The 26,902-nt window shown below is 68.2% G+C and carries 25 protein-coding genes; 5 read left to right on the plus strand and 20 right to left on the minus strand.

Annotated features, from left to right (window positions below; all coding sequences use genetic code 11):
* Positions 1 to 118 precede the first annotated feature (118 nt).
* The 8 genes from serA to D6860_RS20745 all read right to left on the minus strand — a co-directional run bounded on the left by serA (position 119) and on the right by D6860_RS20745 (position 11,405).
* Positions 119 to 1,714 carry a phosphoglycerate dehydrogenase gene (gene serA, locus D6860_RS20710; RefSeq protein WP_076623206.1) on the minus strand — a complete coding sequence of 532 codons (1,596 nt, stop codon included), beginning with the start codon at positions 1,712 to 1,714 and terminating at the stop codon, positions 119 to 121.
* 106 nt (positions 1,715 to 1,820) lie between these two features.
* Entirely contained in the window at positions 1,821 to 2,975 is a 1,155-nt protein-coding gene (locus D6860_RS20715) for a phosphoserine transaminase (RefSeq protein WP_076623205.1), read from the minus strand.
* A 376-nt stretch (positions 2,976 to 3,351) separates the two neighbouring features.
* Entirely contained in the window at positions 3,352 to 4,659 is a 1,308-nt protein-coding gene (locus tag D6860_RS20720) for a TRAP transporter large permease (protein WP_017466893.1), read from the minus strand.
* Between the two features lie 16 nt (positions 4,660 to 4,675).
* Complete coding sequence (locus D6860_RS20725) at positions 4,676 to 5,206, minus strand: TRAP transporter small permease (protein ID WP_017466894.1); 531 nt, start codon at positions 5,204 to 5,206, stop codon at positions 4,676 to 4,678.
* Positions 5,207 to 5,228: 22 nt separating this feature from the next.
* Entirely contained in the window at positions 5,229 to 6,347 is a 1,119-nt protein-coding gene (locus tag D6860_RS20730) for a C4-dicarboxylate TRAP transporter substrate-binding protein (protein ID WP_017466895.1), read from the minus strand.
* A gap of 86 nt (positions 6,348 to 6,433) precedes the next feature.
* Complete coding sequence (locus tag D6860_RS20735) at positions 6,434 to 7,717, minus strand: NAD(P)/FAD-dependent oxidoreductase (RefSeq protein ID WP_076623204.1); 1,284 nt, start codon at positions 7,715 to 7,717, stop codon at positions 6,434 to 6,436.
* The gene (locus tag D6860_RS20740) at positions 7,714 to 9,387 is read right to left on the minus strand and encodes a hydantoinase B/oxoprolinase family protein (protein WP_076623203.1); all 1,674 of its coding nucleotides are present in this window, start codon (positions 9,385 to 9,387) and stop codon (positions 7,714 to 7,716) included. The genes D6860_RS20735 and D6860_RS20740 overlap by 4 nt, the downstream gene beginning before the upstream one ends.
* Positions 9,384 to 11,405: a hydantoinase/oxoprolinase family protein gene (locus D6860_RS20745; protein WP_076623202.1), complete on the minus strand. Its 2,022-nt coding sequence runs from the start codon at positions 11,403 to 11,405 to the stop codon at positions 9,384 to 9,386. Before D6860_RS20745 ends, D6860_RS20740 begins: the two co-directional genes overlap by 4 nt.
* 170 nt (positions 11,406 to 11,575) lie before the next feature.
* On the opposite strand from D6860_RS20745, the gene D6860_RS20750 reads away from it, so the two are divergent.
* A complete protein-coding gene (locus tag D6860_RS20750; protein ID WP_076623201.1) occupies positions 11,576 to 12,151 on the plus strand; it encodes a helix-turn-helix domain-containing protein in 576 nt (191 codons plus the stop codon).
* Positions 12,152 to 12,267: 116 nt separating this feature from the next.
* Here the strand turns inward: D6860_RS20750 and ggt are convergent, their stop codons facing one another.
* From ggt to D6860_RS20765, 3 genes are all read right to left on the minus strand, one after another.
* Positions 12,268 to 13,887 carry a gamma-glutamyltransferase gene (gene ggt, locus D6860_RS20755; protein WP_076623200.1) on the minus strand — a complete coding sequence of 540 codons (1,620 nt, stop codon included), beginning with the start codon at positions 13,885 to 13,887 and terminating at the stop codon, positions 12,268 to 12,270.
* A gap of 13 nt (positions 13,888 to 13,900) precedes the next feature.
* Complete coding sequence (locus tag D6860_RS20760) at positions 13,901 to 14,638, minus strand: IclR family transcriptional regulator (protein ID WP_076623199.1); 738 nt, start codon at positions 14,636 to 14,638, stop codon at positions 13,901 to 13,903.
* A 466-nt stretch (positions 14,639 to 15,104) separates the two neighbouring features.
* Complete coding sequence (locus D6860_RS20765; RefSeq protein ID WP_017467493.1) at positions 15,105 to 15,395, minus strand: DUF2218 domain-containing protein; 291 nt, start codon at positions 15,393 to 15,395, stop codon at positions 15,105 to 15,107.
* A 137-nt stretch (positions 15,396 to 15,532) separates the two neighbouring features.
* Here D6860_RS20765 and D6860_RS20770 point away from each other — a divergent pair, with 137 nt between their 5' ends.
* Genes D6860_RS20770 through D6860_RS20785 form a run of 4 tightly spaced genes read left to right on the plus strand, consistent with a single transcriptional unit; the run spans position 15,533 to position 19,079 of the window.
* Positions 15,533 to 16,444, plus strand: a complete 912-nt coding sequence (locus D6860_RS20770; RefSeq protein ID WP_076623198.1) for a siderophore ABC transporter substrate-binding protein — start codon at positions 15,533 to 15,535, stop codon at positions 16,442 to 16,444.
* Positions 16,425 to 17,390, plus strand: coding sequence for an iron chelate uptake ABC transporter family permease subunit (locus D6860_RS20775; RefSeq protein WP_076623197.1), 966 nt, complete (start codon positions 16,425 to 16,427; stop codon positions 17,388 to 17,390). The genes D6860_RS20770 and D6860_RS20775 overlap by 20 nt, the downstream gene beginning before the upstream one ends.
* Positions 17,383 to 18,327 carry an iron chelate uptake ABC transporter family permease subunit gene (locus D6860_RS20780; protein ID WP_076623196.1) on the plus strand — a complete coding sequence of 315 codons (945 nt, stop codon included), beginning with the start codon at positions 17,383 to 17,385 and terminating at the stop codon, positions 18,325 to 18,327. The genes D6860_RS20775 and D6860_RS20780 overlap by 8 nt, the downstream gene beginning before the upstream one ends.
* Positions 18,324 to 19,079: an iron ABC transporter ATP-binding protein gene (locus D6860_RS20785; protein WP_076623195.1), complete on the plus strand. Its 756-nt coding sequence runs from the start codon at positions 18,324 to 18,326 to the stop codon at positions 19,077 to 19,079. Before D6860_RS20780 ends, D6860_RS20785 begins: the two co-directional genes overlap by 4 nt.
* Positions 19,080 to 19,266: 187 nt before the next feature.
* On the opposite strand, the gene hypE is transcribed toward D6860_RS20785, so the two are convergent.
* From hypE to D6860_RS20830, 9 genes are read right to left on the minus strand one after another with little or no spacing between them, the layout of a single operon-like run.
* Complete coding sequence (gene hypE / locus D6860_RS20790; RefSeq protein WP_076623194.1) at positions 19,267 to 20,310, minus strand: hydrogenase expression/formation protein HypE; 1,044 nt, start codon at positions 20,308 to 20,310, stop codon at positions 19,267 to 19,269.
* Positions 20,307 to 21,458 (minus strand): hydrogenase formation protein HypD, encoded by a 1,152-nt coding sequence (gene hypD, locus D6860_RS20795; protein ID WP_076623193.1) that lies wholly within the window; start codon positions 21,456 to 21,458, stop codon positions 20,307 to 20,309. Before hypD ends, hypE begins: the two co-directional genes overlap by 4 nt.
* Positions 21,455 to 21,745 (minus strand): HypC/HybG/HupF family hydrogenase formation chaperone, encoded by a 291-nt coding sequence (locus D6860_RS20800; RefSeq protein ID WP_076623192.1) that lies wholly within the window; start codon positions 21,743 to 21,745, stop codon positions 21,455 to 21,457. The genes hypD and D6860_RS20800 overlap by 4 nt, the downstream gene beginning before the upstream one ends.
* A 3-nt stretch (positions 21,746 to 21,748) precedes the next feature.
* A complete protein-coding gene (locus tag D6860_RS20805; protein ID WP_076625324.1) occupies positions 21,749 to 23,227 on the minus strand; it encodes a sigma-54-dependent transcriptional regulator in 1,479 nt (492 codons plus the stop codon).
* The gene (hypB, locus tag D6860_RS20810) at positions 23,227 to 24,051 is read right to left on the minus strand and encodes a hydrogenase nickel incorporation protein HypB (RefSeq protein WP_017467768.1); all 825 of its coding nucleotides are present in this window, start codon (positions 24,049 to 24,051) and stop codon (positions 23,227 to 23,229) included. The genes D6860_RS20805 and hypB overlap by 1 nt, the downstream gene beginning before the upstream one ends.
* On the minus strand, positions 24,051 to 24,392 hold the full coding sequence (gene hypA / locus D6860_RS20815; protein ID WP_017467767.1) for a hydrogenase maturation nickel metallochaperone HypA: 342 nt from the start codon (positions 24,390 to 24,392) through the stop codon (positions 24,051 to 24,053). Before hypA ends, hypB begins: the two co-directional genes overlap by 1 nt.
* Complete coding sequence (locus D6860_RS20820; RefSeq protein WP_076623191.1) at positions 24,385 to 25,281, minus strand: hydrogenase expression/formation protein HupK; 897 nt, start codon at positions 25,279 to 25,281, stop codon at positions 24,385 to 24,387. The genes hypA and D6860_RS20820 overlap by 8 nt, the downstream gene beginning before the upstream one ends.
* Positions 25,281 to 26,081 carry a [NiFe]-hydrogenase assembly chaperone HybE gene (gene hybE, locus D6860_RS20825; RefSeq protein WP_076623190.1) on the minus strand — a complete coding sequence of 267 codons (801 nt, stop codon included), beginning with the start codon at positions 26,079 to 26,081 and terminating at the stop codon, positions 25,281 to 25,283. The genes D6860_RS20820 and hybE overlap by 1 nt, the downstream gene beginning before the upstream one ends.
* A complete protein-coding gene (locus tag D6860_RS20830) occupies positions 26,078 to 26,902 on the minus strand; it encodes a hydrogenase expression/formation protein (RefSeq protein ID WP_076623189.1) in 825 nt (274 codons plus the stop codon). Before D6860_RS20830 ends, hybE begins: the two co-directional genes overlap by 4 nt.

Consider the following 26,902-nt stretch of genomic DNA (forward strand, 5'->3'; position numbering starts at 1 on the left):
GAGCCGGTGGAAAATGTCAGGCCGCATGGCGGATTGCCCGGGGCACACCTCCGGCGAGCGGCAACGAAAAAGGGCGCCCACGCGGGGCGCCCTTTCCGATCTTTCCTCAAACGGTGGCTCAGGCCACGTCGAAGTGCAGCGGCTTCACCTGACGGAACAGGCCGGTGTCCTTCAGCGCCTTCACCGCGCTCTCCTTCATCGGCTCGTCGAGGTAGGAGATGGCGATGGCCTCGCCGCCCTGCGTCGAGCGGCCGAGCGTGAAGTTCGCGAGGTTCACCTTGTGCTCACCCAGCATGGTCCCGAGGATACCGATGATGCCCGGGATGTCCTCGTTGGTGGTGTAGAGCATGTGCTCGCCGACCTCGGCATCGATGTTGATGCCCTTGATCTGGATGAAGCGCGGCTTGCCGTCGCTGAACACCGTGCCCGCGATGGAGCGCTCGCGCGTCGGCGTCGCGATGGTCACCTTGATGTAACCTTCGAACACGCCCGACTGCGCCTGGTTGGTGGTGGCGATCTGGATGCCGCGATCCTTCGCGATCACCGGCGCCGAAACCATGTTCACCTCGGGGTTGATCGACTTCATGATCCCCGCGATCAGCGCGCAGTTCAGAGCCTCGAGGTTCATGGTCGCCGCTTCGCCGTCATACAGGATGTTGATGGCGTTGATCGGCTCGTCGGTCATCTGGCCGATGAAGCCGCCGAGGTGACCGGCAACCTTGATCCACGGGCCCATGACCTTGGCTTCCTCGGCGGTCACCGACGGCATGTTGAGCGCGTTGGTCACCGCGCCGGTCAGCAGGTAGTCCGACATCTGCTCGGCGACCTGAAGGGCCACGTTCTCCTGCGCCTCGGTGGTCGACGCGCCGAGGTGCGGCGTGCAGACCACGTTCGGCAGACCGAAGAGCGGGTTCTCGGTCGCGGGCTCTTCCTTGAACACGTCGAAGGCGGCGCCGGCCACGTGGCCCGACTTGATGAGCTCGGCCAGCGCTTCCTCGTCCACGAGACCGCCGCGCGCGCAGTTGATGATCCGCACGCCCTTCTTGGTCTTGGCGAGGTTCTCCCTGGACAGGATGTTGCGGGTGCTGTCGGTCAGCGGCACGTGCAGCGTGATGAAGTCGGCACGGCCCAGCAGCTCGTCGAGCTCGACCTTCTCGACGCCCATCTTGGCCGCGTGCTCTTCCGACAGGAAGGGATCATAGGCCACGACCTTCATCTTCAGGCCGCGCGCACGGTCGCAGACGATGCCGCCGATGTTGCCGGCGCCGATCACGCCAAGCGTCTTGGCGGTCAGCTCGGTGCCCATGAACTTCGACTTCTCCCACTTGCCGGCCTGCGTCGAGGCGTCGGCGGCGGGGATCTGGCGGGCCACGGAGAACATCAGCGCAATGGCGTGCTCGGCGGTGGTGATCATGTTGCCGAAGGGCGTGTTCATCACGATCACGCCGTGCTTCGAGGCGGCATCCTTGTCGACGTTGTCGGTGCCGATGCCGGCCCGGCCGACGACCTTCAGCTTGGTGGCCTTCTCGAGGATGGTCGGCGTCACCTTGGTCGCCGAGCGGATGGCGAGGCCGTCGTAGTCACCGATGATCTCGGCGAGCTTCTCCTTGTCCTTGCCCACTTCGGGCATGAAGTCGACCTCGATGCCGCGATCGCGGAAGATCTGGACGGCGGTTTCGGAAAGCTTGTCGGAAACGAGAACTTTGGGAGCCATGTGCTTGGTCCTTTGGATATACGGGGAGGGATGACGGGCAAACCTGCCCGCCTTTCTCATGCGTTGTTCGGATGGGTAGGGTGGGCGATCCGCCCACCCGTCACGCTCACGCGGTCGCGGCCTGCTCTTCGAGCACGGTCTCGAAGGCCCACTTGAGCCAGAGGGTCAGCGCCTCGACGTCCGCGCTTTCGACCGTCGCGCCGCACCAGACCCGCAGGCCCGCCGGGGCGTCGCGGTAGGCGCCCACGTCATAGGCCGCGTTGTAGTCTTCCAGCTTCTTGGCGACGGCCTTGGCAAAGGCGCCGCCATCCTGGATGCGGTCGTCGGTGAACTTCAGGCAGACGCTGGTGTTCGACCGGGTGGCCGGATCCTCGGCGAGGTTCGCAAGCCAGTCGTTGCGGTCGCAGAAGTCCCACAGCACCTTGGCGTTGGTGTCGGCACGCTTCATCAGCTCGGGCAGGCCGCCGATCTTGCGGGCCCAGTCGAGCGCGACGAGGTAGTCCTCGACCGCCAGCATCGAAGGCGTGTTGATCGTGGCGCCGGTGAAGATGCCGTCGATCAGCTTGCCGCCCTTGGTCAGGCGGAAGATCTTCGGCAGCGGCCACGCCGGGGTGTAGCTTTCCAGGCGCTCGACGGCGCGGGGCGACAGGATCAGCATCCCGTGGGCCGCTTCGCCGCCCATCACCTTCTGCCAGGAGAAGGTGGTCACGTCGAGCTTGTCCCACGGCAGGTCCTGCGCGAAGGCGGCGCTGGTCGCGTCGCAGATCGTCAGGCCCTCGCGGTCGGCGGGGATCTTGTCGCCGTTCGGCACGCGCACACCCGAGGTGGTGCCGTTCCAGGTGAAGACGACGTCGGTGTCGAAGTCGATCTCGGCGAAGTCGACGATCTCGCCATAGTCGGCGGTCTTCACCTCGGCGTCGATCTTGAGCTGCTTGACCACGTCGGTCACCCAGCCGGAGCCGAAGCTTTCCCAGGCCACCATGGTCGCCTTGCGGGCGCCGAGCATGGACCACATCGCCATTTCCACGGCGCCGGTGTCCGACGCGGGCACGATGCCGATCTTGTAGTCAGCGGGAATCCCGAGAACCTCGCGCGTGCCCTCGATGGCCGCCTTCAGCTTGTCCTTGCCGACCTTGGCACGGTGCGAGCGGCCGAGCGGAGCATCGGCGAGCATCTCGAGTTCGAAATGGGGGATCTTGGCACAGGGGCCGGAAGAAAAACGCGGGTTGGCCGGCCGCGTTGCCGGGTGCTTGGTAGCCATATCTGCCTAACCTTCCAGATAGATGCCCCTCGTTGGGGAGGGGTGTCCCGCCGCCGGACATACGCCCGGTCTGCGGACAAAGCAAGCGCCGTGTTTCGTGAGGCCGCGGCGAGCCGGTCGACGAGGGCGAACCATCCGCTCTGGCGATACGCCCCGGACCGCTGCGCTCGGAACGCTGCGATTGGAGGTTATTGTATATTGAAGTCAGATAGTTGAACCATACCCCAAGACATCCAAGAGAGGCACGGGGAAGCCCGCCCGCAAGACGTCACGAGCAAGGCCCGGCCACGCCGTATACGGCGCAGAGGATCGGTGATCGAAGGCGCCAGTTCCTCGTGATCCGGACGGCCGGAAAACCTGGCGAGAGGGCCCGCGCCTACTCCATCATCCCCGGCAGCCAGAGAGTGATTCCCGGCAGGAACACCAGCGCCAGAAGCACCAGCAGATCGACCGCCACAAACCAGCCCACGCCCCGGAAGATCGTCGTCAGCGAGACCCGGTCGCCCAGAGCGCCCTTGATGATGTAGACGTTCAGCCCGACGGGCGGGGTCAGCAGCCCGACCTCAAGAAGCTTCACGAGGATGATTCCGAACCAGATCAGGTCCAGCCCCGCCTCGTGCGCCATCGGCAGGATGATCGGCATGGTCAGCAGCAGAATCCCGATGCTGTCGAGGAAACAGCCGAGCAGCAGGTAGAGCAGCGACACCGCGAGGATCACCATCAGCGGCGAACTCCCCCACGCGATGAAGGCATCCGCGACGAAGCCCGGCACCCCCGACAGCGCCATGAAGCGCCCCAGAAGCGAGGTCCCGATCACCACCATGAAGATGCTCGCCGTGCTGACGAGCGTCTGGCGGAAGCCCCGCGCCAGAACCGCCCACGTCAGGCTCCGCTTCAGCGCCGCGACCACGATGGCAAGCGCGGCCCCCACGGCGCCGGCCTCGGTGGGGGTGAAGACCGCAAGGAAGATCCCGGCCAGAACGCCGAGGATGATCACCGGCAGCGCCCAGGTCTCCTTGATCGCGTCCAGCAGTTCCGCCCGCGTAAAAGAGGTCTCTACCTTGGGCGCAAGGGACGGTTTGCGGATCACCCGCAGCACGATCATCGTCGTGAAGACCAGTGCGGTCAGGATTCCCGGCATGACCCCCGCGGCGAAAAGCTTCGCCACCGAGACCTCCGCGAGGTATCCGTAGAGCACCATCAGGATCGACGGCGGGATGAGCGAGCCCAGGGTGCCCGCCGCCGCGATCACGCCGGTGGCAAGCCCCGGATCGTAGCGGTAGCGCAGCATCTCCGGCGTGGCGATGCGGGCGAAGGCCGAGGAGGTCGCCACCGACGAACCCGAAGCCGCCGCGAGCACCGCGCTCGCCCCCACGCTGGCCACGGCGAGCCCGCCGGGAAGCCAGCTCAGCAGCATGCGCATGGTGCGGAACAGTCCCGACGAGAGCCCCGCCTCGGAAGCGATGAACCCCATCAGCAGGAACATCGGGATGGCGGTCAGATTCCAGTCGCCCACGAAGTTGAACGGGATCGCGGTGATGATCCCCCAGGCGGCGCGCATGTTGAGCAGCACCGCGATGCCGATGAAGCTCACGAGGCCCAGCGCGACGCCGATCTGCACTCTGAGCAACAGCAGCAGGATGCCGGCCCCGAGGCCGATGAATCCGATGGTGACGTTTTCCAATTTTCCGGCTCCCGTCTCAGATATGGCCTTCGGCGGGGTCCGCCGGCTCTGGCGAAAACGCCGGGTCGATCGCCGCGTGAACGGCGTGTCGCAACGAGATCAGGCAGATCCCGGCGAAGCCGATGGGCAGCACGAATTTCGCGGGCCAGATCAGCACGTAGACGTTGCCCATCATCATCTCGTTCTTCGCGAATGCATTCATGGCGTCGAACCACGTCCGCCACACGAGGATCGCGAAGAAGGCCGAGCTCACCGCGTAGCCCAGCACCAGCACCGCGCGCTGCAACCAGCCCGGCATGATCCGCCAGAGCAGGTCCACCTGGATGTTCTCATGCTGCCACTCGACGAACGCGAGCGGCATGAACACCACCAGAACCATGTGATAGACCGAGATCACCTCGAGGTTTCCCGGTATCGGATGGTTCCAGAAGTTGTCGGCGACGACGTCGGCCACGGTCTGGATCATCATCAGTGCCAGCCCTGCCCCCGCAATCAGAATGAGCACGCGGGAGAGCCACAAGAGTCCCCTGTCGATCCCTGCCATCATCGTCGCCTCCTTGGTTGTCGGATCAGAGCCCGTAGTTCGTCACGTCCAGCTTGTCGTAGACCTCGGTCCGGAGCAGCTCGGCGATCGCGTCGAGATCGTCGGCCGGGACGTCGGCCATCAGGCCTTCCCACTTGGCGTATGTTTCCTTGAACCGCTCGGCGAGCCCCGCCGGGTCTTCGGCCCCCAGCCGCTCACCGGTCTCGACGGCAAGACCGTCGACCTCGGTCGCGTTGAACTCGTCGAGGCTGGCGATCAGCTCTTCCGAGGGCTCGTCGATGGTCACGCCGTGATCCGGGGCCTCGGCCAGCGCCTCGTCAACGGTGCCCATGTAGCTCTCGGTCAGGTTGACGATGTTGGCCGGCATCGCGTCGATCAGCGTCTGGCGACCTGTCTCGGAGAGATCCCCCCATGCGCCGCGGTCCATGCCATACATCCAACCCGCGAAATAAGGCCCGAAGTTCAGCAGGGTCGTATACTTGGCCACGTCCCAGAGCGACCGCGACTTGAGGTCGTTGGCCGCGTTGATGGCGCAGTCGAGCTGGCCCTTCTCGAGCCCCGAGAACATCTCGGACGACGGGACGCTGACCGGCACCGCACCGACGCTCTCCGCCCATGCGGCGTGAACCGGCGACGGGGTCCGCAGCTTCTTGCCCTCGACCTGGTCCAGCGTCGTGATCTCGGACGAGCACATCATGACGTACTGAGGCGAGGCATAGGACCCGAGGAAGGTGATGCCGAGACGGTCGAACATGCCCTGCATCTGCTCGTCGTTGATGTAGAAATCAGCGACCGCCATCGCCGCGGTCATGCTGTCGGGCAGTCCGATGGCCAGCGCCGCGATGGTGTTGTCCTCGGGCAGGTCCGACGGCGTGTAGGTGCCCGCGTGATAGGTCATCTGGACGATGCCATCCGTCAGCCCCGACAGGTGCGCCACCGGCGGCAGCAGCGAGGTCCCGGTGTAGAGCTGCATGGTCAGCTCGCCGCCCGAGGTTTCCTCGATGGTGTCCTTCAGCGCCATGTATCCGTCGCGTGTCAGGGGGTGGGTTTCCGGAAACCAGATCGAAGCGGTGATCTCTTCCGCCGCGACTGGAGCCGCGGCGCAGAGCGTCGAGGCGAGAAGCAGTGCCTTGGTCTTCTTCATGGTCGTCTCCCTGTTGCTGCCGGTCTTTGCCGGCGTCTGATGTGGCCCGCCCCCGACATCGGGGAAAAGCCAAGGCCCGCTTCCGGTCAGGAGGCGAAACCCAGTTTGTCCTTCATCCAGTAGTAGCGGACGCCCACGTCCATCACGGGCCGGCGCAGGGCATGCCACGCGATGGGGCGGATCCCGGTCTCGGGCAGTGGCAGAGGCGTGCCCTCGGCGATGCGCGCGGCCAGCGCGGCACCCATGCCGGTGGCCATGGCCACACCGCGCCCGTTGTAGGCCGCGACCGCCCACAGGCCCGGCTCGGGCTCGTGCAGGTGCGGCAGGTGGTCCATGGTCAGCGCGAGGTGACCCGACCATGCCTTCTCGATCTGCACGTCGCCGAGTTGCGGGAAGGTCCGCCGCATCCCGCCTTCCAGTGCCGCCTGAAGCCCCATGCTGTGCTCCGGGCCGGTGGCGCCGCGCCCGCCGATGGCGAAGCGGCCGTCCGGGGTCATCCGGTAGTAGAAGGCAAGCTTGCGGACCTCCGAAGCGCAGGCCCCCTGCGGCAGGATCGAGCGTGCCACGTTACCGCTCAGCGGCACGGTGGCGATGACGGTGGACTGCACCGGCAGGATCGACCGCGCCAGCTTCGGCATCAGTGTCGCGTCATAGGCATTGGTCGCGAGCACGACGGTCTCGCCCCGGAGCGTCTCTCCGCCGAGATCCAGTTTCCAGCCGGCCCCATCGCGGGTGACGGCGGTCACGCGCTTGCCGGTGACGACCGAAACGCCGAGCGATCTGGCGGCCCGGGCCAGCCCCCGCGCGTAGGCAAGCGGGTTGAGCATCCCGGCCCGCATGTCGCGCCAGCCTCCGGTGTAGCCGACCGCGCCGGTGGCAGAGGCCATGGCCTGCGCGTCGTAGACCTCGACCGGGGCGCCCTCGGCCTCCCACTCGCGGGCCCGGGCATGCACCGCCTTCAGTGCCAGCATAGAATGCGCGCCCTGGATCCAGCCATTGCGCGAGGCCCCGCAGGCAATGCCATAGCGTCCGACCAGATCGAACACCCGGTCCGCCACGCCTCCGGCGAAATCCACGAGCCGCCCGCCCGCCTCGGAGCCCCAGCGGGCACGCATCTCGGCGGGATCGACCTTCAGACCCGGGATCACCTGCCCGCCGTTGCGCCCCGATGCGCCGTAGCCGATCTTCTCCGCCTCGATCAGCGTCACCCTGACACCACGCTCGGCAAGGTGCAGCGCTGTCGAAAGGCCGGTAAAGCCCCCGCCCACCACCAGCACCCTTGCGTCAGCCGGCGCGTCGGAGCCCGGATCGGGCTCTTCCGCCGTCGCGTACCACAGCGACTTGTCCCAGAGATCCGCCGAGCGTGTCACGCAAGCGCCTCCATCTGCGCGGGATAGGTGGTGCGGGCCGTTTCCTCGCTGATGAGCCCGTTGCGCAGGTCGTCCGCGACCAGTTCCGCGGGACGGTCCGCCGCCGGGCCGTAGCCCGCGCCGCCGCCCAGCCGGAAGACCACGAGGTCGCCCGCCTTGAGATCGGCCATGTCCTTCGAGGTCAGCCGGATCACCTCGTCGCCGCGGTGGATCTCGCAGGCCCCCATTGTGCCCGCCTCGCCGCCGAAGAGCGGCTGCGGCGCGGTGGTGAAGCGGTCGGCGTAAAGCGCCACCGTCGCCCCGTCGCGCAGGATGCGGAAGGTCTTCACGAAGCCGGTGCCGCCGCGCATGGTGCCGTGGCCGAAGCTGTCGGGGGTGAGCGCGTATTCCTCGACCCGGAAGAACTCGTAGTCCTGGTCGATGGCCTCGACCGGGGTGTTGGCGCAGTTCGACATCGGGCCGTCGATGGCGTCGCAGCCGTCCTCGGCGACCGAGGCCCCGTAGCCGCCCCCGAAGATCTCGAGATAGACCGAGTAGGCGCCGTCGTTGAGCCAGCTCAGGCAGGCCACGGTGGTGCAGTCGAAACCGTTGGCGATCACCTTCTCGGGCACCGCCTGCGACAGCGCGTTCATGGTGGCGTTGAAGGCGCGGTAGCAGCTCTCCATCCGCGCCCGGACCGGCGCCGGGTAACGCGGGTTGAGGATGCTGCCCTCCGGCACGATCACGTCGATGGAGCGGGTGAGCCCCGCGTTGAACGGGATGTCGGGCGAGGTCAGCGCCGATTTCACGCAGGACATCGTGGCCGAGATCGCCGCCGCCAGCGGTGCGTTGAGGTTGGTCGAGACCTGCGGGTCGGTGCCGGTGTAGTCGACTGTCAGCCGGTCGCCCTCGATGGTCACCTTCGACTTGATCCTGACCGGGGTCGTGCCGACGCCGTCGTCGTCGATCACCGCCTCGCCGAGGTAGACGCCGTCGGGCGCCTCGGCGATGGCGGCACGGACCCGGCGCTCGGTGTAGCTCTGGAACTCGGCCATGACCTCTTCGACGGTCTCGGCACCATAGCGCTCGCACATCTCGCCGATGCGCTGCGCGCCGATGCGGTTCGCGGCGATCTGCGCGTTGAAGTCGCCCATGGTCTGCAGCGGCGCGCGGACGTTGGCGCGCAGGATGCGTTCCAGCATCCCGCCGTTCCAGTCGCGCGACATCGAGAACTTGGTGGGCGGGATGATGATGCCCTCGGAGTGCACGTCGCGGGCGTGGACCGACAGACCGGGCGAGCCGCCGCCGATGTCGAGATGGTGCGCCACCGAGGCCGCGAACCCGACGCGGCGGTCACCGGCGAAGATCGGGTGAAAGAAGAACACGTCCTGCAGGTGCTGGCCGCCGGAATAGCTGTCGTTGATGACGAAGAAATCGTCGGGGCCGACCTCGTCGAGATCGTATTCCCGCGCACAGGCCTGGAAGACCGCGCCGATGGTGCCGAGCTGCATGGGGATCAGTTCGGCCTGTGCGACGGTGTTGCCGTCACGGTCGAGGATCGCCGCCGAGCCGTCGCGCGCCTCGCGCAGGATGGTGGAATAGGCCGACCGGATGAGCTTGGCCCCCATCTCGCGCGCGGCGGCGAGAATGGCTTGGCTCAGAACGGCGTAGTCGATGGCGGAAACGGTCATTGCACGGCCCTCGTCATGATCAGGTTGTCTTCGGCGTCACGGGAGACCGCCCATGCCGGGGGCACGTAGGTGGTCGAGGAATAGCCCTCGATCAGCGCGGGTCCGGTGACCGGCTCGCCGACCTTCAGGCTCGACGCGGCGTGAACGGCGGCGGTGCCGGGTGTGCCGTCGGGGAGGACCACGGGGCTGGTCTTCGGTGCCTCGGCGTCGCTGGCGCGCTCGCGGAAGGCGGGCAGCTCCTCGATGGCGCGCGTCACCGTCATGCGGAATCCCACGACCTCGATCTTCTGGCCCTTGGAGCCTCCGTGCAGGAAGATCCGATGGTGCGCGGCCTGGAACAGGTCCTCGAGCTTCGTCGCATCGAGGTGGCACAGGGTTTCCGGCGTCAGCTCGACCGGCACCTCGAAGGCCTGCCCGACGAACCGCATGTCGGCCACGAACTCGAAGCTCAGCCCGTCCTTCAGCCCGTAGCTCTCGAAATCGGCGCGGGCGGCGGCCTCCATCTCGGCATGGGCGGCCCGCACCTGCCCGGGCGCGTCGGCATCCACCACGAAGCGGCGGGTGACCGCGGTGATCTTGGAGAAGTCCGAGGCGATCAGACCATAGGCAGACAGCACACCGGGGTTCGGCGGCACCACGACACGATCGAGCTGCATCTCTTCCGCGATCTCGGCGGCCAGCAGCGGCCCGGCCCCGCCGTAGGGCACCAGCGCGTAGTCGCGCGGGTCGTTGCCCTTCTCGGTCGAGACCAGCTGGATGGCACGCACGATGTTGGCCACCGAAAGACGCAGCGCGGCGGTCGCGGCCTCGGCCACGCTCAGGCCCAGCGCCTGCGCGACCGGTTCAAAGGCGCGCTCGGCGGCGGCGCGGTCGATCTTCATGGTGCCGCCGAGGAACGCCTCGGGGCGTATCGTGCCGCGGATGACGTGGGCGTCGGTGATCGTGGGCTTCGTGCCGCCCTTCCCGTAGCAGGCCGGCCCCGGCTCGGCGCCCGCGCTGCGGGGGCCCACCCGCAGCATGCCGCCGTCGTCCATCCAGACCAGCGAGCCGCCGCCCGCACCCACCGTCGCGATGTCGATGACCGGCGTGCGCACCGGCAGACCGTCCAGCTCGGTATCCGGCGAGATGCCGGGCCGGCCGTCGGTCACGAGGCAGACATCGGTCGAGGTCCCGCCCATGTCGAAGGTGATGACATTGTCCGTCCCGGCCCTCTCGGCCTGCCGGACGGCACCGACGACACCGGCCGCGGGGCCCGAGAACAGCGCCGAGATGGCGTTGCGGCGCATGGCCGTCGCGGGGATGCGGCCGCCGTTCGACTGCATGATCGAGAAGCGCGCGTCGAACCCGCGGGCGCCGAGCTCGGTCTCGAGCCGCGACAGGTAGCTGTCGATCACCGGCTGGACGTAGGCGGCCAGCGTCGCGGTCGAGGCACGCTCGAACTCGCGGAACTCGCGGGTGACATCCGCCGAGGCGGTTACCAGCATTTCCGGCAGCGCCGCGTTCAGGGCCGAGCGCAGCGCCTCTTCATGTGCGGGATTGGCATAGGACGAGAGCAGGCAGACGGCGACCGACTTGTAGCCTCCCGCGCGCAGCATCGGCACCAGCCGGGCAACCTCTGCGCTCACGTCGAGCTTCGACACGATGGCACCCGAGGCGTCCACCCGCTCGGCCACCTCGAAGCAATCGGCGCGGTCCACCACCGGACGCGGACGCTTGTAGCGCAGGTCGTAGATGTTGCGACGGTCGTGGCGCTGCAGGAAGAGGATGTCACGGAAGCCGCTTGTGACCACGAAGGCGACCCTCGCGCCCTTCCGCTCGAGCAGCGCGTTGGTCGCGACCGTCGACCCATGCACGAGGTCGGTCACCCCGGAGAGCGCCACCTCGGCCTGGTCCAGCGCGTTCAGCACGCCCACATCGGGGTTCGACGACGTGGACGGCACCTTGCGGAGCTGGATCTCTCCGCCATCGACCGCCACGAGGTCCGTAAAGGTTCCCCCGACTTCCACACCGACTCGCATCTGCTTCTCCCAAAGATGAAAACTTTATATAAAAAATTCACTTTACTGATTTTTAAGCAAGCGATTTTTCATATTTTCGTGGAAAATTTCATTTTTTGGCTAAACTTGCGCAAGTTTTGATGTTCTGAGACAAGACGCTCGGCTCTCGGCCGGCGCACGAGGATGACGGCATGAAAGATCAGGAAAGCAATTGCGCGACGCTCGGCCAGCGACTGCGGGCGATGCGCAAGAGTCACGGGCTGTCGCTGATGGAGCTTTCGGGCAAGGCGGATCTCTCGGTCGGCGCGCTCAGCCAGATCGAGCGCGACCTGTCCTCGCCCTCGGTGCGGACGCTGAACAAGCTTGCCACGAGCTTCAACGTGCCCCTGTCCTACTTCTTCGCGGACCCGGTCGCGGAGGAGGTCGACGGCATCGTCATCCGCCGCGACACCGGCCACGAGATGGACGTCAACGCACAGGGTATCCGCAAGCACCTGCTCACGCCCAAGGGGCTCGACGGGCTTCAGCTGATGATGGTGCGCATGACCCCCGACAGCAGCTCCGGTCCCGAGGCCTATGGCCACGAGGGGCTCGACGCGGGCTACGTGCTCAGCGGCGCCCTGCGGCTCGAGGTCGAGGGCGGGATCTACCTGCTCACCGAAGGTGACAGCTTCGGCTTCGACTCCACCCGCCCGCACCGCTTCGAATGCGTGGGAACGCAGCCCGCCGAGATCCTCTGGATCAACACCCAGTCGGGAAAATCCTGACGCGGCCTGGAGCATCGCGGCGCGCGCACGGCGCCCACTCCGACCGGCGGCGGATCGTGTCGCACCCATGCCGCCCGGCAGCCCCCCGTCGCACCGGCGCTGGTACGTCTCCGCGCCTAGCATGACAGCGCCATGCCGTCGGTCGCCGGATCCGCACCGCCTTCGGGGCCGGTTTCGGTCAGCCGGATCCCGTGAACCCAGGCGATGCCGTAGCTCTGCGGGCTGCGCACGACACCGTAGCCCTGCTCTTCCAGCGCGCGCGTCACCGACCACGGGATCCGGTTCGTGACGTCGATCAGGTTGGAGGTCGCCGAGAACCGCGGCCAGCTCACCGCGTCGGACATGGACGCACCGAAATCCAACACGTTGAGCGTCGCCTGAAGCACGCCCATGGCGATCTGCGTGGCGCCCGGCGCGCCGATCACCAGCACCGGCGCGCCGTCCCTGAAGATGATCGAGGGGCAGACGGAGCTGAACCGCGCCTTGCCCGGCGCGATCGAGCCCGCATGACCGGGGCGCGGATCGAAGACCCCCATGCAGCCGTTGTACATGAACCCGAGCCCCGGCGTGACGACGCCCGAGGGCATCCCCAGCGAATGGGTCATCGACACGCAGTTGCCCTCCCGGTCGGTGACGCAGATCTGCGTGGTGTCCTTGCTCGGCCCGTCCGCCGAGAACCGCGGCACGTCCGCCTTCTCGCCGCGCCGGATGCGCCCGGCGACCTCGGCAGCGTAGCTCTTGGACAGCAGCATCTCGACCGGGACAGCCACGAAATCCGGATCGCCGACATGGGCATCCTTGTCGATGGTCGCCTGTTTCATCGCCTCGCAGACCACGCGCAGGTACTCGGCGCTGTTGTGGCCCATCGCCGCGAGGTCGAAGTTCTCGAGGATGTTCAGCATCTCCGCCAGCATCACCCCGCCACCCGGCGGCTGGTTGGTGGTGACGCGGTAGCCGCGATAGTCGGTCTCGACTGGCTTGCGGATCTTCGCCCGGTAGGCGGCAAGATCCTCGGCCGAGAGCAGTGCGTCGTTCGCCTTCATGTCGGCGGCGATCACGCTTGCGATGCTTCCGGTGTAGAAACTGTCGGCCCCCTCGCTTGCGATGGTTCGCAGGGTCTCGGCAAGGTCAGGGTTCACCACCCAGTCCCCCACCTGCTTGGGGCTGCCATCGTCGCGGCAGTAGAGCGCGCGGCCCGCGTCGGAATAGGCGATGCGCTCGTAGTTCGCGACACGCCCCATCTCCGAGGGCTGCGACCACCAGCCATGCACATGCGGACGCACGACCCAGCCATCTCGCGCCCAGCGGATCGCGTGGGTCAGCAGGTCCGCCCAGGGCAGCCGCCCGTGGCGCTCGTGCGCGGCGGCATAGGCCCTGAGCGAGGCCGGCACGCAGATCGAGCGATAGCCGAGATCGTTGACGTGACCCCTGAGCGTGAAGCCGAAGCCGTCGCGGGCCTCGCCTTCGATCAGGTCCTCCCACATGTCGGGGGTCGACGCAGCCGGCGCCGGCGCATGGAAATCGACGTATTCATGCGCCCCGTCCGTGGCCCGCCAGACCGCCATGCTGCCGAAGCCCGCGATGCCGCACATCAGGGGGTCCACGACGCCCTGCACGAAGGCCGCCGCGATGGCGGCATCGACCGCGTTTCCGCCCGCGCGCAGCACCTCGATACCGCATTCCGTCGCTTCGGGCTGGGGGGCCACCACCATGGCCCGAGTGAAATTCTCTGCCATCAGGCCGCCTCCGTCAGTATTTCGCGATCGTTTCCGTGAGAATGCGACCGACCTCCTGCACCCGCTCCGGGGTGTATCGCTGGATGATGTTGCCGACGCTCACCGCGCCGGCGAGCTTGCCATCGTTGTCGAAGATCGGCGCCCCGACCGCGACCACGTAGTCGAACAGGTCTTCGTCGCCGACCGAGAACCCCGCCTCACGCACCGAGGCCAGCCGGGCGCGGATCGCGTCGGGATCGGTCATGGTCCGCTCCGTCCGCTTGAGCAACGGCTGCGAAAGATAGGCGTCCACGTCTTCTTCCGGCGCATATGCCAGCAGGGCAAGCGGCGCCCCGCCGCAGTGAAGCGGCAGCTCCATCCCCACTTCCGAGGCGAAGATCCGCACCGGGGCGGACCCTTCGACCCGCTGCATCACCAGCGCGGTGCCGGCGCTGCGGATCATGTAGAGCGCGGTATCCTGCGTCTGGTTCACGATATCCCGCATGATCAGCTCGACACGGCTCAGGACCGGGTTCTGCGCCAATGCCTTCTGGACATGGTGCAGCAGGGCCGGGTTCACCGAGTAGAGCCCTGTCTGGCCGCCACGCTCGATGAACTCGTAGTGCTCGAGCGTCGCGATCATGCGGACCGTGACGGTTCGCGGATAGCCCACCTCGGCGGCGATTTCAGCCACCGAACACGGGCGCCCAATCGCGCAGATCGCCCGGAAGACGACGATGGCCTTTCCCGCTGAGAGGCTGATGTCAGGCAAAATGATTATCCGATTATCGGTTACATAGTCCGTTATTTGATCGTCACCCGGACATACTGCATCTGTCAAGCGCCACGACGGCGGCCCGCCCTCGCCGCCGCGGGACGATCAGCCGGTGCCGGAAAACGATGCAGTTGCCTGTTCGACACGAAACCGCGCCCCTCATGGCCAGGGCGCGTGGGGCATAATCCAGTGCGATGAAGGCAAACGGCGACGCCGGCGGGACTCGATCAGCCCACCTGTGTCCACATGGAGGAGCCGCGCAGGCGTAGGCGCTTAGGCGCTTAGGCGCCCGCAGGCCGCGCCTCCCGCGCTGCGCGCAAGGGGCGCGGGTCCGAGGGGGCAACGTCACGACCCCGGCCACAGGACATGTCGAAAAAAGCCGCCGCCCCGCTGGAGACGACGGCGAGACCGGGCGCTCCGGCGTCACTCGGGCCACTTGGCCGCGCCCCGAGGCAGAAAGGCGTCAGGCGCTCACCCACTCCATGCCCGCGAAATCCTCGCGGAAGGCGAAGCGCGCGAGGTGGTCGTCGATGATGTGACGGGCGGTCTTCATGCCCTCGTCGCTCTCGGCGCTGATCTCGACCCGCAACGCATCCGCTTCGGCGGTCAGCACGGCCGGACCGGGAGGAAGCTGCGCCTTGCCGCGCGTCTCGTCGTATTCGACGTCGACCTTGTGGGCGAAATGCTTGCAGAGTTGCTGAAGGTATTTCGAGGCGTTGGGGGTGGTGAAGGTTCCGATTTCGCGCATCGACATGGCGGCGCTCCAAAAGTTGATAATTTATGTCAGACTAAGCATTGCAGCCTCGAAGAACAATCCGGTATCAGGCGAATACACCTGCGAAGCCGGCCCTCGCCATGCCACGCACCCACATTCCGACCGGGAGCCCGTTCATGCGTCCACTGCTTCTTGCAGGGCTTTTTGCCTGCGCCACCGCCGTCGCCGCCACTGCCCAGACCGTCACCGTCGATACCGCCGCGGGGTCCTCAGAGGTTCCCGCCGCGCCGCAAAGCGTGGTCGTCTTCGATCCGGCCGCAGTCGACACGATCTCGGCCCTGGGTCAGCCCATCGCCGGCCTGCCCGCGCCGCTCTACCTTGAGGGCGCAGACGAGCTCATGGAAAGCGCAGAGACCGTCGGCACGCTGTTCGAGCCCGATTTCGAGGCGCTGGCGGTGATGCAGCCCGACCTGATCGTCGTCGGCGGACGTTCTTCGGCACAGGCCGAACCGCTGGCCTCCATCGCGCCGACCATCGACATGACCATCCCGGCAGGTGACACCGTCGAGGCCGCACGGGCCAACATCGCCGTCTTCGGCAGGATCTTCGACAAGGAAGACGCCGCCGCCGAGCTGACCGAAACCATCGACGCCAAAATCGAGACGGCCCGCACGGCGGTCGAGGGCAAGGGCGACGCGCTCATCATCCTGACCAACGGCGGCAAGATCTCGGCCTACGGCAGCGGCAGCCGCTTCGGCTGGCTGCACGACGCGCTCGGCCTGCCCGAGGCACACCCGGGCCTTACCGCCGAGAAGCACGGGCAGGCGATCTCCTTCGAGTTCCTCGCCGAGACCGACCCGGACTGGCTGATCGTGATCGACCGCGGCGCGGCGATCCATGCCGACAGCGAGGCCGCGCAGGCGACGCTCGACAACCCCATCGTGGCGCGCACCAGCGCTGCCCGGAATGACCGGATCGTCTATCTCGACGCCGCACCGATGTATATCTCGGGCGGTGGCGCGCGCTCCATGATCCACACGCTCGACGAGATGACCGCCGCCTTCGGCGATGCGGCCAGCGACAGCTGAGCCCGACGTGCGCCGCGCCTGGATCATCACCCTTTCCGTGCTGGCCGCGCTCGTCGTGGCCAGCCTGCTGATCGGCGCGGCGAGCTTCGGAGACGACGCCGGCTGGCTGCTGATGGTCAGCCGCCTGCCCCGCACCGCCGCCGCGCTGCTGGCCGGTGCCGGGCTGGCGCTGGCGGGGGTGGTTGTTCAGCAGGTGGTGCAGAACCGGCTGGTCGAACCCTCGCTCACCGGCGCGCCGGAGGCCTCGATGCTGGGGCTCCTGGGGGTCACGCTGATCGCCCCGGGCCTTGCCGTGGCGGGCAAGATGCTGATCGCCGCCGCCGCCGCGCTCGCGGGGATGGCCGGCTACCTCGCGCTTGCCACGCGGCTGCCGCGCGAAGACCCGATGCTGCTGCCGATCGTCGGCATGGTCTACGGCGGCATCCTCGGCGCGGTCGGCGTCTACATCGCCTGGACCGCCGATCTCATGCAGTTCCTCGGCGCGTGGCGGCTGGGCGAGTTCTCGGGCGTCATGCAGGGCCGCTACGAGTGGCTCTGGGCCATCGCCGCGCTGGCGGTGCTGCTCTACGTGGTCGCCGACCGCATCACCATCCTCGGGCTGGGCGAAACACAGGCGAAGAGCCTCGGGCTCGACTACCGCCAGACCCGGGCACTGGGGCTCGTGGTAGTCTCGGTCATCACCGCGCTGGTGCTGGTGACCGTCGGCGCCTTTCCCTTCGTCGGGCTGGTCGCACCGAACCTCGTGGCGCGCTGGCGCGGCGACAACCTGCGGGCCAACCTGCCGCTGATCGCGGTCGGCGGCGGCATCCTGCTGCTCGGCGCCGATGTCATCGGCCGCCTGCTGCGCTATCCCTTCGAGATCCCAGCCGCCACGGTCGTCGCCGTCTTCGGCGCGGGCGTCTTCCTCTGGCTGCTGCACGCGGCCCCGGGGCGGCGACATGGCTGAGCGGCGCGTCCTCTGGCTCGGGCTCGCCCTGCTGGCGCTCTGCGGCGCTTTCCTCGCGTGGCAGCTGCGGGCGCCCTTCGGCTTCATCCTCGGGCTGCGCGCCGCGAAGCTCGGCGCGCTGGTCTGCGTCGGCGCCGCCAGCGGAGCCGCAACGATCCTGTTCCAGACCGTCTCGGGCAACCGGCTCCTGACGCCGGGGCTCGTGGGGTTCGACGCGCTCTTCGTGCTGATGCAAACGCTGCTCGTGCTCTTCCTCGGCGGGGTCGGGCTGGCCGGCATTCCCGGCACGATCCGCTTCCTGCTCGAGGTGGCGGCGCTCGCCGTGGCCTCTGCGGCGCTCTTCGGGCTGCTGCTGCGGCGCGATGCGCGCGACGTGACCCGGATGATCCTCACGGGCATCATCCTCGGCGTGCTGCTGCGCGGGCTCTCGGAGATGGTGCAGCGGCTCATGGACCCCTCCGATTTCGCCGTGGTCCAGCAGGCGATGTTCGCAAGCTTCGGACGGGTGGAGCCGTCACAGCTTGCCATGGCGGCCGTTGTGCTGCTCGCGGCACTGGCCGCTGCGCTGCGCATGGCACCGGCGCTCGACGTGGCGGGACTCGGTCGCGACACCGCGCGTGGCCTCGGGCTCGACCACGACCGCGTGGTGATGGGCGCGCTGCTGCTGATGGCGGCGATGGTTTCGGTCTCGACCGCGCTGGTGGGGCCGATCACCTTCCTCGGGCTGCTGACCGCGAGCCTCGCACGGCAGCTGACCGTCAGCCACCGTCACGCCATCCTGCTGCCCGCCGCGGCGCTTCTCGGGGCGCTGATCCTCGTCGCAGGGCAATTCGTCTTCGAGCGCCTGCTCGGCAGCCAGTCGGCGCTGGCGGTGATCGTCGAATTCTTCGGCGGGTTGCTCTTCCTTCTCCTCGTGCTGAAACGGAAACGCAGATGATCGAGATCGAGTCCCTCAGCTACCACGCCGGCGGCACGCAGATCCTTCGGGATGTCTCGACCCGGCTCGCGCGCGGCGGCATCACCGCGCTGATCGGGCCGAACGGCGCCGGCAAATCGACGCTGCTGCACTGCATCTCGGGGCTCGAGCATCCCTCGGCCGGCAGCGTGCGGATCGACGGCATCGACCCCTTCGCCGTGCCGGACCGGCAGCGCGCCCGGACGGTCGCCCTGCTGCAGCAGTCCCCGGCGCTGGTCAGCCGCCTGCGGGTGCGCGAACTGGTGGGCTTCGGGCGCTGGCCCCATCACCAGGGGCGCCCGGGCCGCGAGGACTCCGAGATGGTCGACCGCGCACTGACCGCCTTTGCGCTCACCGAGCTTGCCGAAAGGACCATCGACACGCTGTCGGGCGGCCAGAGGCAGCGCGCCTTCATCGCCATGACCTATGCGCAGGACACCCCGTGGATGCTGCTGGACGAGCCGCTCAACGCGCTCGATCCGCGCCATGCGCGTGACCTGATGGCCCGGCTGCACGCCCTGTCGCGGGACGAGACCCGCAGCATCGTCATCGTGCTGCACGACATCAACGCTGCCGCCGGCTGGGCCGACCATATCGTCGCGATGAAGGACGGCCGCATCGCCGCGCAGGACGCGAGCGCCGCCCTGCTGACCGAGGACACGCTGCGCGATGTCTTCGACACGCCCTTCGAGTTGCTGGAACATCGCGGGCGCAAGGTGGTGGTGGCACGCTGAGCGAACGCACGGACCCGCGCGGAATCAAGGCGAAGCCGCCGCGCATCGCCGGCCCGTCCCCCGGGCTGGCGATTGGCTGACATCGGCGCGACGTGACGAGGTCTTCCGGGTCTGGCCGGGATAAATCAAGAGGCTCCACAAGCAGGAGCGCCACCCCACGGGCCGGCGATGCGCGGCTATCGCAGCCTCAGCAGATCCTCGGCAGCTGCTCGCCCACCAGCATGTCGACGATCCGCGTGCCGCCGAAGGCCGAACGCATGGTGACCGGCACCGCGCCCTTGTCCACGGCACGCCCCACGACCGCCGCCCCCTGCCCGGCGGTGTCCGAGCGCATCGCGGCAAGTGCCGCCTCTGCCTCCTCCTCCGGCACGAAGAGCACCAGCGCCCCCTCGTTGGCGAGGTAGAGCGGATCGAGCCCGAGGATCTCGCACATCCCCTTGACCTCCGGGCGCAGCGGCAGCGCGGCCTCGTCGAGTTCCACCGACACGCCCGCCGCCTCGGCCATCTCGTTGAGCGCGGACGCCAGCCCGCCGCGCGTCGCATCCCGTGCCGCGCGCAGCGACGGGCAGGCTCCGGCCACCGCCTGCATCAGGTGCCCCAGCGCCCGGCAGTCGGACTCGAGCGGCGCCGACAGCGCCAGATCGCCCCGCGCCGCGAGGATCGTCGCGCCGTGATCGCCGAGCACGCCGTTGACGATGGCGACATCGCCGGGACGGATGTTCTCGGCGTGCAGGTCGCAGCCCGGCGGGATCACCCCCACGCCCGACGTGGTGATGAAGACCGTGTCGCAAGACCCTTTCTCGACCACCTTGGTGTCGCCGGTGACGATCCGAACGCCCGCCGCCTCGGCCTCGCGCGCCATGCTGGCCACGAGACGGCGCAGAAGGGCGATCTCGCAGCCTTCCTCGATGATGAAGGACGCCGAGAGCCAGAGCGGCACCGCGCCACCCACGGCAAGGTCGTTGACCGTGCCGCAGACCGCGATCTTGCCGATGTCGCCGCCGGGGAACTCCACCGGCGTCACGACGTAGCTGTCGGTGGTGAAGGCCAGCCGCGCCCCCGGCACCTGCAGCGCCGAGGTCATCAGCCGCGCCTGGTCCTCGCCGCTGTCGGGCTTGAAGACGGCGGTGAAGACCTCTTCGATCAGGTCGCGCATGGCGCGCCCACCGCCACCATGCGCCAGCGTCACGCGGTCTCCGCGCAGGCGGCAGGGTTTGCTTGCCATGTTCATTCCGCCGGCTCCACCTGAGCAGAGACCCGTGCCCCGCCATAGGTCCAGTAGGCCGCGCAGGCGCCTTCGGAGCTGACCATCAGCGCCCCCAAAGGCGTGTCGGGCGTGCAGCCGCGCCCGAACTGCGGGCAGGCGGTCGGCTTGATGCGCCCCGTCATGACCGCCCCGCACGCGCAACCCTCGGGCTCCTGCACCGAGGGCCGCCCGACCGCGTAGCCGATGCCGAACTTCTCTTCCGCGTCGAAGGCTCGATAGCCCTCGCGGATGCGCAGTCCGCTGGCGTCGATCTCGCCCAGCCCGCGCCATTCGAAGCTGGGGCGTTCCTCGTAGACCTCGGCGATGGCATTCAGGGACACCGGGTTGCCGTGCTCGGGCACCACGCGGGCATATTGGTTTTCCACCTGCGCCCGCCCGTCACGGATCTGCTCCAGCACCATCAGCACCGATTGCAGCAGGTCGAGCGGTTCGAACCCCGCGACCACGATCGGCTTGCCATACTCCTGCGGGATGAAATCGTAGGGGTGGATGCCGATCACCATGCTCACGTGCCCCGGCCCGACGAAGCCGTCGAGCTTCATGTGCGGGTCGTCCAGCAGCGCCTTGATGGGCGGCGGCACGGTGATGTGGTTGCAAAAGACGCTGAAGTTCGCGATCCCCTCGCGCTTCGCCTGCATCAGCGTCAGCGCGGTCGAGGGTGTCGTGGTCTCGAACCCGAGGCCGAAGAACACCACCTCGCGCGCCGGATTGCGCCGCGCCAGTTCGAGCGCGTCGAGAGGCGAATAGACCATGCGGATGTCGGCGCCGTCGGCCTTGGCCTGAAGCAGCGACTTGCGCGATCCCGGCACCCGCATCGCGTCGCCGAATGTGGTGAAGATCACGCCCGGCCGCTCGGCGATCTCGACGCATTCATCGACACGGCTCATCGGCAGCACGCAGACCGGGCAGCCGGGACCGTGGATGAACTCGATGCCGTCATGCACCAGCTTGTCCAGACCGTAGCGGAAGATCGCATGGGTGTGGCCGCCGCAGATCTCCATGACCCGCACCGGATTTTCGGCGGTGCAGCCGATCTCGTCCGCGACGCGGGCAATGGCGGCAAGAACCCCCTTCGCGGCCTTGGGGTCGCGGAATTCCTCGACGTATCTCATGCCGGTTGCTCCAGAGATTTCGCACCCTCGGCCATCGCCTCGAGCGCCTCCTGCGCCTCGCCGAGACCGCGCAGCGCCTCCAGCGTCTCCGCCGCCTCGTGTTCGTCGATCACCGCCATGGCGAAGCCGACGTGGATCAGCACCCACTCGCCGACCAGCGCGGCCAGCGGACGATCCGCCACCGGCGCCAGCGACACCTCGCGCCGCACGCCCGACACCGAGGCCATCGCCATCTGGCGGCCCTCGTCGGTGATCTCCACGATCTGTCCGGGAATACCTAGACACATGGCTTACTCCTCCTCCGCAACGGACGCGTGCGGCTCGATGCCGTAGCGGTCCAGCTTTGCCCGAAGGCCGACGCGCGAGAGGCCGAGCTCTGCCGCCGCCTTCGACTTGTTCCATTTCAAACGGGTCAGGGTCTCGCCGAGGATGCGCATCTCCATCAGCTCGACCCGGTCCTTCAGCGTGCCCTCGAGGGTGCAGAGGTCGGTGCCGATCACCGCGCCCTCGCAACGGTCGGAGTGGCCGGCCTGAAGAATGTGCCGCGAGATCAGCTCCGGCCCGAGTACCATGTCCTGCGCGAGGATCAGCATCCGCGTCACCTCGTTGCGCAGCTCGGGCAGGTTGCCCGGCCAGTCGTGCGCGACAAGGAAGTCCAGCGCCGGTTTCGACAGGCCCCGCACCGGCTTGCCATGCGCCTCGGCGGCTTCGTGCAGCAGCCGCTCGGCCAGCATCGGCAGGTCGGCGGCCCGCCCACGCAGCGGCGGCACGGAGAGCTCGGTCACGGCCATCTCGAAGAACAGGTCGCTGCGGAACTGCCCCGCCGCCACGAGGCCGCGCAGGTCGCGATGCGCGCCGAACAGCAGCCGGGCCGAGGTGGTCAGCGTCTCGTTGCCGCCGAGCGGCTGAAAGCTGCCCTCGGTCATCACGTGCAGCAGTTGCAGCTGCATCGCCGGGCTGAGCGCGTCGACGCCGTTGAGCAGCAGCGTGCCCCGGTCGGCCTTCTGTAGCAGACCCGCCCTTGCCTGCACCGCGCCGGGCACCGCCCCGCGCTTGGCGCCGAACAGCTCGACCGCCAGCAGATCGTCGGACATGCCAGCGCAGTTGACCTGGTAGAACGGCCGGTCGCTGCGCAACGAGCCGTAGTGCATTGCCCGCGCGATGTCGGTCTTGCCGGTGCCCGCCTCGCCGGTGATCAGCACCGGCACCTCGAAGCTGGCGAACTGCCGCGCCAGCGCGATGGTCGGGTTCAGCGGGCTGTCGACGCCGCGCAGCACCTTGTCGAAGCCTCCGGCCTCCTGCGCCTGCGCACGGCGGGCCTGCAGCTTCTGCGCCGCGGTCGAGCCGAGGTAGCGCATCTCCAGCGACATGCGCTCGTGATCGCGGCTCAGCTCGAAGAGCCGGGCCGCGTTGCGCACCGCCATCAGGAACTGCTCGGGATGCCATGGCTTGGTGATGAACTGGTAGATGCCCGCCGCGTTGATCGCCTCGATCATGTCGCTGCTTTCGGTGTAGCCGGTGACGATGATGCGCACCGTCTCGGGCCAGCGACCGCGCACGTCCGACAGCAGCTCGACCCCGGTCCGACCCGGCATCCGCTGGTCCGAGACCACAACCTGCACCCAGTTCTCCTCCAGCAGCCGCCACGCCTCGTCGGCGGAGGTCGCCTCGAGCACGTGGAAATCGTCCTCGAGCGCCATCCGCATAGAGGCGACCGAGAACGGCTCGTCATCGACGACGAGCACGGTGGGGAGACTGGGGGCCGCCATCACTCCGCGGCCCTCGGGGCCGTCTTCGCGGCAGCCTCCGAGCGCAGCCAGGAGGTCCACGCGTCGAGCCCCTCGCCGGTGCGGGCCGAGACGCGGATGATCTCGATGGTCGGGTTCACCCGTCGCAGGTTCGCTTCGTAAAGGTCGAGGTCCACGTCGCAATGCGGCGCGAGATCGACCTTGTTCAGAAGCGCGATCTTCGCGGCGGTGAACATGTCGGGGTATTTCAGCGGCTTGTCCTCGCCCTCGGTGACCGAGAGGATCGCCACCTTCGCATCCTCGCCCAGATCGAAGGACGCCGGGCAGACGAGGTTGCCGACGTTCTCGATGAACAGCGTGCCGCCGGCGTGCAGGTGCAGGTGGTCGAGCGCGTGGCCGACCATGTGCCCGTCGAGATGGCAGCCCTTGCCGGTGTTGACCTGGATCGCAGGGGCGCCGGTCTCGCGGATGCGGTCGGCGTCGTTGGTGGTCTGCTGGTCGCCCTCGATCACCGCGCAGCCGCCGCCCATGGCGCGGATGGTGGCACAAAGCAGCGTCGTCTTGCCCGAGCCGGGCGAGCTGACGAGGTTCAGCGCGTAGACCCCCATCGCGGTGAGCTGCTGCCGGTTGGCCTGCGCGTAGCGGTCGTTCTCCGACAGGATGCCGGTCTCGATCTCGATCAGCCGCTCCTGGCTCATGTTGCCGACCGCGACCCCGGCGGCGCCATGGCCGAAGTGAAGATCGCCATGCCCTCCGTGGTGATGATGGTGATGGCCATGCGCATGGGGATGATGGTGATCATGCCCCTCGATCTTGCCGTCTCCGCAGCCGCAAACCGTGCACATCAGATGACCTCCATGTCCTTGATCCTCATTTCGTCGCCCCCGTCGGGCATCAGCTTGCCGCCGCCGCAGCGTGGGCAGGGGTCGAGCCTGTGATCGATCTCGACCGTCTCCATGCAGTCGTAGCACAGGGCGCGGCCCGGCAAATCGATCATGTCGAGCGCGGCGCCCTCGGCCTTGGACCCGCGCATGACGATCTCCCATGCGAATTCCAGCGCCGGCTTCTCGACGCCGGCGAACCGCCCGATTTCGAGCCGCACGCGGGTCACCCGGGCGATCTCCTCCGACGCGGCGGCCTGCTCGACCACCCGGCGGATGCCTTCGCAAAGCGACATCTCATGCATCTTCCGTTTCCTCCAGCTGCACCGGGGCGCATGGATCGAGGATATCGAGAAGCAGCGGGGCAAGCACGGATTTCTGCGGCGGAAGCGTCGCGAGGCTGTCGTCGAGAATGCCGCCCGGCGCCAGCAGCGCATCCGTCGGCGTGACCCGTTCGAACGCCGTCACCCGGCCCTCGCCCGAGACCGAGAGCCGCATGGCATAGGTGCCGCGGGTAGCGGGCACCATCGCCCATCCCGCCCCGCGCGTCACGGCGGGAAGCCGCCCCTTCGAGACCGCCTCTATGTCGTAGAGCCGCGCCGAGGCGCGCCACAGCGGGCCGCGCCCGTGGCGCGCCTCGATCGACCGCATCACCGGGTGACCGGCATGGCGGGCCGCGACCGAGTTCTCGAGCGCGCCCTGCGCCCAGATGGTCTCGGGCGTCACCTCGGGCAGCAGCCCCGAGACCGCCTCACCCGGGGCGAACCGGTCGGCGATCATTGCCAGCACCTGGGCCAGCGGATTGTCCCTGTGGCAAAGGAAGGCCGCGAATGCATCCGGCGTCGCGGGCGGCGCGGCGGATGGGCCGAAGAGCCAGGACAGCAGCGACAGGCCGCCCTGCTTCCATTTCGTCGGCAAAGTCTGCGGCGCGATGCCGAGCAGGCTCGGCCAGGTCGCATGAAACTTCAGCAGGTGATCGCGCAAGACGTCGGCGCGGCTCTCCGCGACCGACGCATGTCCCCCCAGCGCCGCCGAAAAGGCCGCCTTCTGGGCTCCGCTGCAAAGATTGAAGAGCCGGGGCAGCAGCGCCTCGACCTCGCCGACCGGGCGCCCCACCACCAGCGCCGCCACCGGCAGTGCCGGCACCGGGCGCGCTACGAGGCGCGGCAGGGGGCGCACCGGCACGGCAAGCATCAGCCGGCCTCCGCCGGATGCGACAGGCCCCCGGTGATGACCGCCCGGCGGCTGGGCTCCGCGTCCGTCTCTGCCTCGGCGTCGGCGCGCACGGCCTCTTCCGCCGCGGCCAGTGCCTCCTCGCGCGAGGCCCGGATGTCTGCGGCCCGGTCGGTGTCCGCGCGGTGCTCTTCCTGGAACAGCGCCTGCATGACCGCGCGGGCGACGTCGGTCGCATCCTTCTGGCGGGTGAACTCGTGCATCGGCGAGAACAGCGAACACGCCTTGTAGCCGCCGGTGAGCTCGCGGGTGTTGTGGATGAACTCGTAGTCGCCGGAGGGGAAGGAAATCACCTCCTTGTCGCCGGCGACGAGGCCGGACCAGTCCTGACCCGCGTCGGGCAGCAGGACGAGGTTCATGAACCAAGGGCTTACCAGCACCCCGAGCAGGTGGTCGCCGTGCCGGGTGAAGCCCACCGCCTCGACCTGCAGCGTCTTGTTGACGATGGGCACGTCGCGCATCTTGGCGTGGTAGACCTCGCGGAAGTCGGCCACCAGCCGCGCGGTGACGGCGGCGATCCGGTTTGCCTCGAGCAGGTCCGCCGCGCCCGGGTCCTCGAGCACCATGAACTGCTCCTTCGGGGCCGAGCAGTTGGGACAGGACCAGTCCTCGGGCAGGGCCGCGAAGGGCGTGCCGGGCTCGACCTGCCGGGTATCGTCGCCCTCGGCCGGCTCGTAGGGAGTCCAGCAGATCTTGCACTCCATGATCGCCTGCTCCGAGATCCGGTCGTTCGCGCCGAGATAGCTGCCCTCGAAACTCATGCGATGGCCTCCAGCACTTCGCGCAGCCGTTCGGCGCTGTCCATCAGGTCCTCGGCGGCGGCGAGCGCGACCTCGGGCATTTCGGTGACCTCGAAGGTATCGAGAATGAGCTGGTCCATCGAGTTGTAGAACTGCACTCGCCAGACATGCGGCGTGGCCGTGGCCGTGACCCGGCAGTTGCCGTAGCCGCGCGACAGGATGTCGGTCGAGCCCACGCCGAGCCGCGCATCGAGCCATGCGAGGTCGGCCTCGGTGTGCGGCAGCAGGCTGAGGTTCACCACGTGCAGCTCCCGCGTCTGCGGGAAGGAGGCCGACTTGTCGCGAAGCTCGACGAGCAGCGGCGGCGCGTTGACGACACCGGCACCAGGAGCATCGGCGTTGCCCGGGCGGAACGGCTCGAACGCACGGGTGCGGGCGTCCTGCGGAGCGCTTGCCACCTCGATCACGTCGCGCCCGGCCCCGTGCAGCATCCAGATCCCGGCGAACACCGATTCCTGCGCGTGCAGCGACGGCAGGCCACGGATCTTCATGGCAACCTCGCCCTCGCCCATGGTCTCTGCGACGAGCCGGCGATTGGCCGGGTCCAGCCCGAAGAGATCGAACTGCTCGGGCGCCCCGCCCAGCGCGACACGGTCGGCGGCCTTGGCCACTTGCGTCATCAGCGCCATCGCCGGAGCGAGCGCATCCGTGTCGTCGACTTCGGGAATCCGTGGCGAGAAGGTGCGCATGTCCTGCGGCAACGACATGTATTGCAGGTCGTCGTCCTCGGGCTGCGATCCCGGGCCGTAGCCCGTGGGCGGAAGGTGGAAGTTGCTGACCAT

The organism is Salipiger sp. D13, from assembly GCF_003703915.1.
Classification (GTDB): Bacteria; Pseudomonadota; Alphaproteobacteria; order Rhodobacterales; family Rhodobacteraceae; genus Salipiger; species Salipiger profundus.